We start from the raw sequence: 12,957 nt of genomic DNA, 5'->3' as shown, positions 1-12,957 counted from the left end.
TTGCTTCGAAAATAAAAGCCTATTCACTTTCTCGGCTCTGGCGAGATATATCTCCAGTTTTCTTGATCACTAGAGGTCCTTTTACCGCTTCCATCACATAGGATACAGGCAGGTCATTATTCAACAATGTTGCCATGGCGCGTAGGTATTTACGGATATGCCGAAAGAAAGCTTGGTACCCCGCACACAGATAATGTAAACCCGGTTCACCGTCGGGAGACGTGATAAAACGATGTTTTGGGCAACCGCCCCAACAGGCGTTTAGCACATCACACTCGCGACACCAGCGTGGTAGGGTATGCTCCTTGTGGGGCCCGAATCCCTTTAAAACTGACTGCTCAACCATCTGTCCTAGCTCATCGGAAAGTATATTTCCCAAACGATAGTCAGGATAAACATAATGATCACAGGAAAACAGGCTGCCATCATGCTCCATGGCCACGGCGCGACCACACTGCCGAGAAAAAATGCATACCGGAGATGGTTCGCCCATCCAGGCAGTGAGAGCCCATTCGAAGTTCATGACAAATGTTGTCCCCACATCCTGGCGGACCCACTCCTCATAGATAGCGATCAAAAACTCACCGTATTGTTTTGGGTCTACGGTCCAAGGTGTCACTTCGGTGTTGGGTTCAAGCCGTTCAAGTGTTGCTGGTGAGGCTAACCAAAGTCCTTGGGCAGACGTTTCTTGATTTGGTTCGCGTTCAACAATGGGAGAGAACTGAATATATTCTATCCCTTCTTCTTTGAAAAAGTGGTAAACATCAAGCGGCCGAGATGCGGTTTCTCGGCCGACGCAAGCAAGTACATTGAACTCCACCTGATGCTTCTTGAGAAGCCGGACTCCTTGCATCACGCGCTCGAAGGTACCTTCTCCGCGCCTATCTTTTCGGTATCGGTCGTGGATATCTTTAGGTCCGTCTAGGCTGATACCGATAAAGAAGTTATTGGCCTTGAAGAACTTGCACCAATCATCATCTAAGCGTATACCGTTAGTCTGTAGGCTGTTTCGGATCTCTTTTTGTTGTTTATAAGGTGCCTGTAATTCAACGACCTTTTTATAGAAGTCCATACCCAGCAGGGTCGGCTCTCCGCCTTGCCACAGAAACTCGACAACAGGCGTTGGTTGCGATTCTACATACTGTTTAATAAATGCAGCCAAAACCTCATCTGAAATACGGTAGTGTTCATTTTTGGGGTATAGCGCGTGTTTTTCGAGATAAAAGCAATACTCACACTTTATATTACACACCGGTCCGATGGGCTTGCTGACCACATGAATTCCCTGTGCCACTTTGCTTTCAGGTACAGTTTTATTTGAGCGATTTTGGGGCATGGTTTATAGACTCCTTCCAAGAAGGGATCAACAAGACGGATGTCATAAGTCATCCGTCCTGAGTAAAGGCACTTTATACCAACCGACATAAATATTTGATCAACTACTTATCCTGATTGGTATTAGAGCTAACCTAACGTATCGCGTGCTAGCTATTATTGTGTCTCATTCGTTTCAGTTTCAATCTCTCGGGCCTGTTCTAAGGGGGCGACCTCGACAGTCACTTTGTTAATTTTTCCGGTGAAACGGGATTTTGCTTCAGAGCCGATGTCCTCGACCACTGGTGTTGCTAGGTCAATACCGACATCAGCGGTTTCATCAGCAGAAAATACCATGGGTTGAGTACGAGGGATCTTCCCTTCGGCGACTTTTTCGTCATTGACGTACAAGGTTCCCAGCCCTCCCTTGGCCAAACCTCCTCCATCGTAGTCGAAGACGAAACGGAGAATAGACTTGCCGGGTTTGAGCTTACTTTTACCCGTAACAGAAAAGCGTTCAAGGCCGAGGAAGTTGTAATCGTAGGCTGGTATACCGTCATTAACATATAGCGCCCATCCGCCGAAGCGACCGCCTTGGGCGATGATCACGCCGTTGCCGCCATCATCAGCGACTTCAACTTCTGCCGTGATAGTCTTAGATCTGTTTTTAATGTTCAGGAACACATTTTCGGTCATCCCCGTCATCCCTTCAGCGAGGGTGAGCGAGGTACGGTCTCCCATAAGGTCCGGACGACCTGCAATCGCTGCATTCACTCTTTCCACGGTACGATCATCGATAGGGAGTACCTTGTTTTTTTTCGCCTCTTGCATAAATAGATCCTGCATTTCGACCAACTTTTTTGGATTCTCCTTTGATAAGTCGTTAACAAGACTGAAGTCGGTTCTCGTATCAAAAAGCTCCCAGATATCTTCTTCAAGGCCGCGGCGAGGGTGGGGTTCCCACGGAGCTTTGTGTATAGTCCGGGCAAACCAGCCCTCGTGATAGATGGCACGGTTGCCAAACATCTCGAAGTATTGTGTGGTATGACGCTCTTTCGCTTCTGCATCATCGAAGCTGTAGAGCATACTTACACCGTCCATGGGGCGCTGTGCTATGCCATTAACTTCTTTCGGTTCAGGTAACCCCGCAGCCTCAAGAATTGTCGGAGCAACGTCGATAACATGGTGAAATTGTTCGCGTTGTCCCCCCTTGGTTTTGAATCCTTTCGGCCAGTGGACAGCCATGCCGACTTTAGTGCCTCCATGGTCAGATGCAACCTGCTTAGTCCATTTATAAGGTGTATCAAACGCCACTGCCCAGCCTGCGGCCATGTGCGGGTAAGTTTCCGGGCCTCCCCATTTGTCCAGAACTTTGAGCATATCTGACACTTGTTCCTGGACCCCGTTAAAGTAGGTCATTTCGCTGAACATTCCATTACGACCACCCTCTGCACTGGTACCGTTGTCACCGTAAACGAAGAAGATTAATGTGTTGTCAAGTTGACCGGTTTCCTCTATTGCTTTTACCACTCGGCCAATTTCATGGTCTGTCATTTCTACGAAGCCAGCAAATACCTCTGCTTGGTGGGAGAATAGCGTTTTTTCATCGGCACTGAGCGTATCCCAATCGGGGATAGCTTTAGGTTTGGGTGCAAGTTGGGTACCTTCTGGGACAATTCCTTTTTCAATCTGGCGTGAGAGGATCTGTTCGCGCAAGGTATCCCAGCCTTGGTCGAATTTTCCTTTCCATCGGGCAATCCACTCTTTGGGTACATGGTGCGGCGCGTGAGTGGCTCCGGGGGCATAATAGATAAAGAAAGGCTTATCTGGCGTTAGCGCTTTTTGGTATTTAAGCCAGGAAACGGTTTGGTTGGTCATATCGTTTAGGAAGTGATAATCCGAGTCATCAGGCAGCTCCACGGGGTGGGTACCGTCATAAATATATGGCGCCCATTGATTGGTTTCACCGCCAAGAAAGCCGTAGAATTTGTCAAAACCCTGTTTCGTTGGCCAGCGATCTAATGGCCCTGAGATACTGGCCTCCCAAGCTGCCGTTTCGTGCCATTTGCCAAATGCGGCAGTACTGTAACCGTTAAGACGTAACATCTCGGCGACTGGGGCGACGTCTTTGGGGATTTGACCGGTATTACCAGGAAATGCAGTCCCCGTTTCAATGATACCGCCCATGTTATTGACATGATGATTGCGCCCGCTCTTGAGTGCTGCACGGGTCGGGGAGGAAACCGCCGTAGTGTGGAAATTGGTGTAGTGGACACCTTGTGCAGCGGCCTGGTCAAATGTCGGAGTATTAACCGGGCCACCGAAGGTGCTGGTTCCGGCAAATCCAAGATCATCAACCAGTATGACCACCACATTTGGCGCTCCCTCGGGGGCTTTTACTTCAAATCGTGGTGGCGGGGTAGCGTTGCGCACATCAAGTTCGTTATATGTTGGTGGTACAGGTTCGGGGATTGGTAAAACTGTACGATCTAAAGGTTGCTGAGCACTGATAAAAGGCGTATATCCAAGAGCTATTGCAGTTGTCGTCAGAAAAGTACCCATCATAGCAGTGCCATTTTTGCCACCGTCTATATCTGTATGTGTGAGACGTCTGATTGATTCGCTTAGGGTTGTTAATCTAGCGTTATTCATCATCACTCCTTATAGCCATCATGCGATAAACTGTTCGAATGAAACACGGTTATGAGCACTTTTTTCGATGAGCCGGTGCCTTTTAAATAAGGCTAACCTAGAAGCTGAACCCCAACCCCAGATAAGGACCTTTTGCTGTTATATCCCAAACGAAGCCAGCGTCTTCGTAGTCCCAGTATAAGTGCCGATAGCCTAATTTGGCCGTATAGCCTTTGGAAAACTCCCAGTTAACACCAGCCATAAACTGATAGGTTAAATCGGAACCTCCACCTCCTATATCGAAATAACCAGACAGTGTTGCGCTATCTGAAACGGGATAGAGGACGTGTAGGCCGACGACCGCATCCACCCAGTTTTCGCTATCACCTTGGCTTGCCTCACCTCCGAATGGCTTGGGTTCATCAAATTGGATTGTGGCATCCATGCTTACGTCCATTCGGGTATAGCGAAGGGCACCAAAGCCTTCTAGTTTGGTTTTACCGTAGTCTAATAAGAGATAACCGACTGTTCCTTGGGCTATATACATTGAGCTCGATACTTCCAGTGTACCGTTACCGCTCAAGAAACCGCCGGGACCCGATACGGGAGAGCTGCTCTCGTTACCAATGTCAATATATACACCTTCTAGGCCGAACACCCAGGGACCTTTTCTGGCAGTAAATAAGCCCATAAATCCCATATCGAGGTTGTCAATAATGTCGCTAAAAGAAGCGTCAACATCGGTTGTAAACCCTTGTACGCCTGTCGTTCCATCTAGCCCTGCGATTAACAGGTAAGGGGTGACTTCATATTGCCACCTGTCGACATCATTTGCGGCTGTTGCATGCCCGAAACAAAACCCAGCTAAAACACCAGTAATAGCCGATAATCGGTGTGTTTTCATAACGTTTTTCCTATTTATTTTGTTGAAAAAACGGTGTTATTTCTGAAATTATTCTCACAAAATAAAGCCAACGAATGTTAATTAGCGCACCTGAGAACAATCATTTCAGTTTCGCTTGAATATATATCCATACAATATAGAGGGTTACCGGGGGGAGACCAGAAAAAGACTGTTCACTTTTGATACATCACATGAGTTTTGCAGCTAGGTTTTTGTTAAAAGAGCTTTTTTTTCTGGACTTGTATGTCCATATATTAGTGGATCGAGTATTAATCAATAGTATGAGCCTATTAAATTTAATAGGCTCTTTACCCAAGTTGCTTCACGATACTTGCGGGAATATGAACGAGCAGTATTAATTATTAGGTCTCACTTCCTCCAACACTTTACCGATAGCGCCACTTGGTAGGGTTATGCCCAGTGTATTTGATAGTGTGGGAGCTATATCATACGGCGTGATATCTCGTGTGACTTTATTGGCTTTAATGCCATTACCCGCAAAAATGACCGGCACATGGGTATCGTATCGCCATGGTGAGCCGTGCGTAGACGCGATGGTTAAACCATCCATATCATTAATATAGGTACGTGGCGTAAAGACCAAGTAGATGTCACCTGAGCGCTGCGGGTGATGATTGTTTTTTACCAGTTGCATCATACGTGTATCTGGCAAGGTATTTTGCATGATATCAGAGCCTGTAACGGCATGGTCTATGCCTGTTATTTTTTCGACCTCTTCCGCTACGACTCGCTGCACAGATTCAAGGGATACGCCTTTCTTTTTAATGATGTCATGGTTGAGGTAAATATAAGGCTGCGCATATAAGCGAATGGCATCTTTGTCTAAGCCAAACTCTTTATTTAAACGGCCTAACAACTGTTCATTGATTATGGTGTCTTTGTTGAAGTATTGTGCGGTGTTGTAGCCCAGCGCATTCACCGTTGGAGATGCCTCGGGGACACCGTGATCAGCTGAAAGAACAATTAAGGTATTATCTAAACCGATTTTTTGTTCGATATTTGCTAAGAATTTAGCGAGTGTTTTATCTAAACGGATCAAGTTATCCTCAGCTTCTAAGCTTGATGGCCCGAACATATGAATGACATAGTCATTGGATGAAAAACTGACTGCAAGGTAATCGGTGAAATTACTTTGGCCGAGTTTTTCTTTCTCAATGAGCGTCGTCGCAAAGTCAGCCGTTAGTTCGTCACCGGCAGGGCTGAGGGTCAACATAGTGCTGTAATATTGAAAGCTCGCTGGTCCGTAAGGGTGTGGGAAAGTACGTTTGAATCCAGCCAGGTCGACTTTCTGATCTTGAGGGCCTTCTTTAAGGGTGTACTTATCCCTCACTAAGCTGAGATCCCATTTTTGCTTACTGTAGCGGGCAGGATAGCCCTTCGCATTCCACTCAGTGACCCATTCTGGGTACGCCTGATAGTAATAATTGCTAGTCACAAATTCTGATTGAGCCTTAGAGAACCAGAAGGCTTTGCCCGAGTGACCAGCCAAAGAAATAGCACCACGATCTTTTACGGAGACAGAAAAGATTTTGGACTCGCCATTACTGGCAATGGCGAGCTCATCGCTAAAGGTAGTGGAAAGAATGGGGACGGGGGAGCGGCCATCAACCTTGGCGGTTTTTTGGGTTGGGTCGATTTCTGTGGATTGGTTAACACCTGCGCCTTGGGTCAGCATGGCATAATCACTGTCTTCGACGTTATAGATCAATCTTTCCTTTTGTCGATCATACCAAACATTGCCCACCATGCCGTGTACACTTGGCGGGGCACCGGTCGCAAGGGATACGTGGCCAACAATGGTTTCGGTATTGCCATGCTGATAATGCGCGTTGGTGTAATAAGTGCCTTCATCGATTAAATAGCGAAACCCGTTATCACCAAAGTTGTGTTTATATCGCTCCAGTAAATCGCCACGAAGGCCATCGACGGTAATTTGTAAAACCAGTTGTGGAGTGGGTGGTGGTGCTGCAACGGTATTTGTAGCGAGTAAACTTAAGCTAAGACATAACAGGCGGGGTACTGTTGCTATCTTCATTGATAGAAGCTCCGTTTTTATGGATAAAGAACACTTGAAGTGTAGAAGAGAAAATCCTCAACACTAAATAGAGGACTATTAATCATATGGCTATTACATAAAATGCTTATTCAGCGTCGCGCACCAGTCTTAATCCCATGTCAGCCATGATAATGTTTTGGCTTGCAAAATCGCGTCGATAGTTTTCAGACAAATTTTCGTCGTAAGCAAAACTGCCACCACGTACGGATTTGTGGGCAAGGCCAATGCTAGAGTCTTGTGCATTATTGGGGTTTTCGGTTGGGCCATGGCGATAGAAGCCTTCATCATAGGCATCGATGACAAATTCACCTACGTTGCCCGTCATATCATAGAGGCCAAGCTCATTCGGTTTTTTCTGGCCGACAGGATGAGCCCGGTCGTTGGCGTTGCCAGCATACCAGGCCACATCATCAATGCTGTCTGAGCCACTATAGGTGTAGCCTTGGTTTTTGTTTCCACCTTTGGCGGCAAACTCCCATTCTGCTTCCGTTGGCAGACGGTAGTTTGCACCTGTAAGGGTATTGAGCTGGTCGATAAAATAATTGGCCTGCTGCCAGCTTAAGTTATTCACCGGTACGTTGGGATTGTTGAAGTAGCTCATTGAAGAGCCCATTACACTTTCGAAAAGCGCTTGTGTGACTTCGAATTTGGAGATGTAGAAGCTATCGACTGAGACAGTTCTAGCAGGTTTTTCCGCTTTACTGGCTACAGTAAGATCAGAGCCCATCTCGAACTGTCCACCTTCAACCAAAACCATATCTGTTTCGATGTTCTGCATAATGGGGTGAGGCGTACTGGCAAATAAATCGGTGGTAATCCAAGTGGTGACGGCGACGACGGCAAAACCGGAAAGAGTGGTAAATGCAACTCGCTTTAGCGTTGGTGATGGCATGTGGCGTCTCCATGGATCATGTGATTGATCATTGAAATAAGAAGCCCATTGTAAGGAAAAAAATCATACCTAAAGGTTATAAGGGGTATAATAAGCGCCGGTATGAAGCACGCATTAAAATTGGCTTACTTAAATGTTTATAAGTAGGTGAAATATGCTGATTACTCAGGGGCCGCAATACAATGGCAAGGCATCAAAGCGATTACATGTAATGGCAAAACCTATTGGTGCCGCGTGCAACATTGATTGCACCTATTGCTATTACCTGAGTAAACAGGACTTACTCGAATATAAGAAGGGTTGTTCGCCAATGATGGATGAGAACACTCTGGAAACCTATATTCGCCAATATATCGAAGGCCAGAACACCCCAGAGATTACTTTTTCTTGGCAAGGTGGAGAACCAACCATGCTGGGTGTTGATTACTTCCGCAAGGTTGTTGAACTGCAGAAGAAGTTTCAGCCGGAAGGCATCGCTATATCTAACGATCTCCAAACTAACGGTACTTTGCTTAACGATGAGTGGTGCGAGTTTCTGGCCGAGAATAACTTTCTGGTTGGCTTGAGCATTGATGGCCCAGAGATGCTTCATAACGCTTACCGTACCAACCGAGCGGGACGCGGTACCTTTAAACAGGTAATGGCGGCGGTTGAGTTACTCCATAAACACCAGGTGAAGTTTGCCACCCTGACTTGCATTAATAACCTGACGAGCAAGAACCCGCTTGAAGTGTATCGTTTCTTAAGAGATGAAGTGAAATCGCCACAGATCCAATTTATTCCTATTGTCGAACAAAAGACGTTCAGAACAACAGCACCTCAGACGTGGGAGAGCCATGAACAATTACGGCAAGGAGATAAGCGTCTGAACCCGTGGCATAAGAACTCAGTGGTTGAACCTTGGTGTGTGTCGGCAGAAGGTTGGGGAGATTTTTTGATTGCCGTGTTTGATGAGTGGGTTCAAAACGATATTGGCAAAGTATTTGTTCAATATTTTGAAGCGAGCGTTGAAACTTGGATGGGGCGAAAAAACCCGCTTTGTACACTCGGTGAAATTTGCGGTAAAGGATTGGCGATGGAGCCAAACGGTGATGTCTATACCTGCGACCATTATGTTTATCCGGATTATCAAGTCGGAAATATCCACCATCAAAAACTCGATGAGATGGCTTATTCCGAGGCTCAGCAGAAATTTGGTTTTGCCAAGTCACGAACGTTAACTAGCCAATGCCAACAGTGTGACTATAAGTTTGCTTGTTTCGGTGAGTGCCCTAAGAACCGCTTTATCCGTACCAAAGATGGCGAGCCGGGGTTGAACTATTTATGTGCCGGCTGGAAAAAGTTCTTCTCTCACGCAGATAAAGCGTTTGCTCTGGTATTAAGAGCGGCGGGCAACCCTGTCGCATACGGTAAGTATTCAGATGCTGTGATGAATACTGCGATGCTTAAAACAGCACCACGTCAGCCGTATTTTCCAACCCGATTTTAATGTGAGGTAGTGGTAATGAAACGTACTATTGCAATGGCACTACTGTGCTCTTTCTTGGTATCACCTTTAACACTTGCTGCGGAGATGGGGCGTTCTGAGCTGACAGCCGAAGGTGCTCAGACAGCACAGAAAAACACGCAGGATGCTCAAGCTAAACGAATACAGCAGTGGGTCATGATTGCACAAGATCATCGTCAGAACGATGAAAAGCGTGCCGATGCGCTGAGGCAGTTGGCAAGCTACCCTAACCAAAATAGCTTGGTCGCGGTTGCCCGAGGGTTACAGGATGAAAATCCAATTGTCAGAGAAGCAGCCGTTGTAGGTGCTGAGCCTTATCAGTTTGATCACCGCTGGCGTTTGCTGTCTCCGTTGCTTACAGACAGTGAGGCAAATGTACGTTTAACCGCTACCACGAACCTAATTCGAAATTATGGTGAAATGGACGTTGGGCAAAAAGCATTGATGGACCCACCCTCAGCGGAGTTAACCTCATACCTCAAAGGTAAGAAAGATCTGCCGTCTCAACTGTTATTGGCCGATGTTTACCGTTGGCATCAAGAGTTTGACGAAGCACACGAGATATATACCGCTTTGCAGGAAGTTGATAACCGTAACCCTCAAATCTGGTTGGGTCTAGCAGATAATTACCGTGCTCAAGGGGATGACCTGCAAGCCAATATAGTGCTGGACCAAGCACAAAAAATATTACCTGAAGAGGCCAACATGTTTTACTCCCAAGCACTGACCTTGGTGAGACTCGACGAGAAGAAACAAGCTGCTGAGGCAATCAAGAAAGCGACGGAACTTGCGCCAGATAATAGTTACTTTTGGTATTTGAGCGGTGTATTGCTGGAAGCTTTCAATGTGGATGATGCAACGACCTCATTTGAAACAGCCTATGAAATATCAGGGGCCCCAGAGCAGTTGTACGCAGTGTGTGATATCTATGTGAGGTATAACCATCTCAAAACTGATTCATGTTTAGAATCATTAGCTAAAGTTGCCCCTGAGTTTGTGATTGACGAACTAAAATCTAAACGGGGCTAGTGGGCCTCATTTGATCATTAAAAATAATAATGAGGGAGAAAATGCGACCATTACAATCAACATTGGCAGTGATGTCGGTATTGTCTTTACCTGTTCAAGCGAGTGGCATTTTCCTGCAGGAAGCAGTAACAGCAAATGCGGGTACCGCGGGCGCAGGCGATGGTGTTTATACCGGTTCAGCAGCAGCAATGTGGGCTAATCCTGCCACAATGAGTGGCATGGGGGAGAGTCTGACAACGTTTAATGTGCTCGGCTTTGATCTCGAAATGAAATACCGAGATAACGCTGATAATGGCGATGGCAAAGCTCACTCTGTTTTACCTTCCGCTGGGGCATTTCATGCACGTCAAATCACCGATGATATTCATGTCGGCATTGCGCTTGGTGCTGTTGGCGGATCAAGCCTTTCTTACGGAACGGAGTGGGCGGGTGCGGCGGCACTTGATGAGATAACCCTCACCGCAATGCAGGTTAACCCTGCGATTAGCTATCAAATTAACTCGCAGTGGTCGGTGGGGGCTGGGTTGCAACTTAGCTGGGCCTCACTAGAACAATCCACAAGCCTGCTCGATATTGATAAAGACACTGATTGGGCGTTTGGTGCGAATTTCGGTGTAATGTATCAACATGATGAGCGATTGGCACTAGGAGCGAGTTATCGAACTAAACTCGAACATGAATTTGGCACCCGTGTTTCTGGCCCAACTGAAGCTGAGTTATTTAACAGCCTTCGTACAGACATTACTGTACCAGCCATTGCTGATATCAGTGCCAGTTATGCGCTTAACCCACAGCTAGACTTGCTGGCTTCGGTTCAATGGCATCAATGGAGTGAGTGGGATAATACCGTAATGGATTTTGGCATTGGTTTTGAAAATGGCCCTGCGACCATTGTTAGAGACTGGGATGATGTGTGGAAGTTTGCTTTTGGTGCGGATTATCAGCTTAACCGCCAATGGCGACTGAAAGGTGGCTTCTCTTACGAAACATCACCGCAAGATGACCCAACCAAGCAATGGGTGGATGTCCCGGTCGGCGAGCAATACCGCTATTCGGTCGGTGCCGCAACCAAGTGGAATGATGTGACGATTGATATGTTCTATGAATATGCCGACTTGGGAGAGGTGGATATAAAGCGAAATATCCCACAATTGGACGGTACCTTTGATAGCCGGATTCACTTCCTAGGTGTAAGTTTTACATATTAATCTTTATTAGGTGAATTAAGATCTATTGCAAAAGAGGCTGCGTAATGTGGCCTCATAAACTTAATTGCCGTTAGTTCTTGGTTGTGTTTTTATTTGTTTTTTTTATTTCTCGGGATAGAACCTTTTTTCTTACCCTTTTTAGGTGTTGTTGGGCTAAATGTTTGATTTTTTTTGAATCAGTCATCATTTTTTTTATGAGTTGTGAAATTTGAAAATATTATATAAGTGGTATTGGCGATAATGATGGTAATTGAAATTCCCATAGGAATTATGGCTAATAGCCTTCAAATTTTTCAATAGTAGGGACCAGAAGCTTGGTTAACCACTGGATTTTATCTGACTGGCGGCGAGAAGACTTGGTGATAATAGCGACAGTCAGATCAATGTCATGCTCGAATTTCTGCTCTTTGTCGGGGGCGTAACGAAGGGTACAGCAGGTGTCCATGAGGTGAGTGGTAAGTACGTGATTATCAGTGAAAATCGTCGGTTTGATGGAAGGGTCTATCAATTCGTATCGATTATCATATTCATTAATTCCTGAAATAATGTATTTGATATATTCACCTTTTCTATTGCCTTCAAAATAGGCACGCCCTTTGAATAATGGTTTTTGGTGTAATGTCTGTGGTTTGTTATTCAATAGGTGTATGCCAATGTCCACAACTTCTTCTTGGATCATGGTTTCGCTTAAAGGACTCCACTGTCGGATATCTATAATGGCATCGGTTTCCTTGCGAATGGCATTGACAATATCTTTGCCAATAGTGATTAAGTAAGGCTCTATGATGTGTAGTGATACTTTATTTAACTGTTTAGGGTCAAACGTTTCAGGTTCGATTGCTTGGCTAACTTGCTCGAGAGCCACACGAAGTCTTGGTTCGATACTCACAGCATAAGATGTTGGTGATAAGCCTTCAGCGCTGCGAACAAAGAGAGGATCATTCAGATCTTCCCGTAGTTGAGCTAATACTTTCGATACATAGGACTGGGAGCGACCTAACTTTTGAGCAGCTCTAGTCGTCGAGTGAGTTTGCATCAAAGCGATAAAAACATGGAGCGCATTTAAATCATTCATAAATCAATAATTTTTAATTCCCATGGGGTTGATTATCTACTAATCATAGATGAATTGAAGCTGTTTCAGCTAGTGTTTTTTTGAAAGCCATGAACCAAGTTGGAATAACTGTAATTCCAAACATAATTACGGATTAGATATAATCATTTTGTCAGTCAGAGGGAGTAAAGTGGTAGTGCGATTTATCTTTAATGTGCTCTCTGAATGACAGTGAATAATAACCCATATGCTAGGGATTTGCCCTTATGTTTCAGATGTAAGGGATTTTTTTTATTTATGGTAAAAATGCAGTCGCAAATTGAACAACATATATAAAAGCA

8 protein-coding genes and 1 pseudogene are annotated in these 12,957 nt (G+C 45.5%); 3 read left to right on the top strand and 6 right to left on the bottom strand.

Translation table 11 applies throughout. The features are described from left to right. Nucleotides 1–19 precede the first annotated feature (19 nt). The 5 genes and pseudogenes from NHN17_RS13105 to NHN17_RS13085 form a co-directional block, all read right to left on the bottom strand. On the bottom strand, nucleotides 20–1,336 hold the full coding sequence (locus tag NHN17_RS13105) for an anaerobic sulfatase maturase (protein WP_255043009.1): 1,317 nt from the start codon (nucleotides 1,334–1,336) through the stop codon (nucleotides 20–22). A gap of 155 nt (nucleotides 1,337–1,491) precedes the next feature. Then, a complete protein-coding gene (locus tag NHN17_RS13100) occupies nucleotides 1,492–3,879 on the bottom strand; it encodes an arylsulfatase (RefSeq protein WP_255043008.1) in 2,388 nt (795 codons plus the stop codon). A gap of 184 nt (nucleotides 3,880–4,063) precedes the next feature. After that, entirely contained in the window at nucleotides 4,064–4,849 is a 786-nt protein-coding gene (locus NHN17_RS13095) for a porin family protein (RefSeq protein WP_255043007.1), read from the bottom strand. A gap of 355 nt (nucleotides 4,850–5,204) precedes the next feature. Then, nucleotides 5,205–6,905 (bottom strand): alkaline phosphatase family protein, encoded by a 1,701-nt coding sequence (locus NHN17_RS13090; protein WP_309243487.1) that lies wholly within the window; start codon nucleotides 6,903–6,905, stop codon nucleotides 5,205–5,207. Between the two features lie 106 nt (nucleotides 6,906–7,011). Then, nucleotides 7,012–7,719: pseudogene (locus tag NHN17_RS13085) on the bottom strand (formylglycine-generating enzyme family protein); the annotation flags it as partial. 253 nt (nucleotides 7,720–7,972) lie between these two features. On the opposite strand from NHN17_RS13085, the gene NHN17_RS13080 reads away from it, so the two are divergent. From NHN17_RS13080 to NHN17_RS13070, 3 genes are read left to right on the top strand one after another with little or no spacing between them, the layout of a single operon-like run. Beyond that, nucleotides 7,973–9,307, top strand: a complete 1,335-nt coding sequence (locus tag NHN17_RS13080; protein ID WP_255043005.1) for an anaerobic sulfatase maturase — start codon at nucleotides 7,973–7,975, stop codon at nucleotides 9,305–9,307. A 15-nt stretch (nucleotides 9,308–9,322) separates the two neighbouring features. Beyond that, complete coding sequence (locus NHN17_RS13075) at nucleotides 9,323–10,354, top strand: tetratricopeptide repeat protein (protein WP_255043004.1); 1,032 nt, start codon at nucleotides 9,323–9,325, stop codon at nucleotides 10,352–10,354. 41 nt (nucleotides 10,355–10,395) lie between these two features. Then, nucleotides 10,396–11,562: an OmpP1/FadL family transporter gene (locus NHN17_RS13070; RefSeq protein WP_255043003.1), complete on the top strand. Its 1,167-nt coding sequence runs from the start codon at nucleotides 10,396–10,398 to the stop codon at nucleotides 11,560–11,562. Nucleotides 11,563–11,836: 274 nt separating this feature from the next. Here NHN17_RS13070 and NHN17_RS13065 read toward each other — a convergent pair whose 3' ends face one another. Then, nucleotides 11,837–12,637, bottom strand: coding sequence for a LysR family transcriptional regulator (locus NHN17_RS13065; protein WP_255043002.1), 801 nt, complete (start codon nucleotides 12,635–12,637; stop codon nucleotides 11,837–11,839). Nucleotides 12,638–12,957 lie beyond the last annotated feature (320 nt).

Source organism: Photobacterium pectinilyticum (assembly GCF_024357955.1).
GTDB lineage: Bacteria > Pseudomonadota > Gammaproteobacteria > Enterobacterales > Vibrionaceae > Photobacterium > Photobacterium pectinilyticum.
This window is presented reverse-complemented; position numbering and strand designations above follow the sequence as displayed.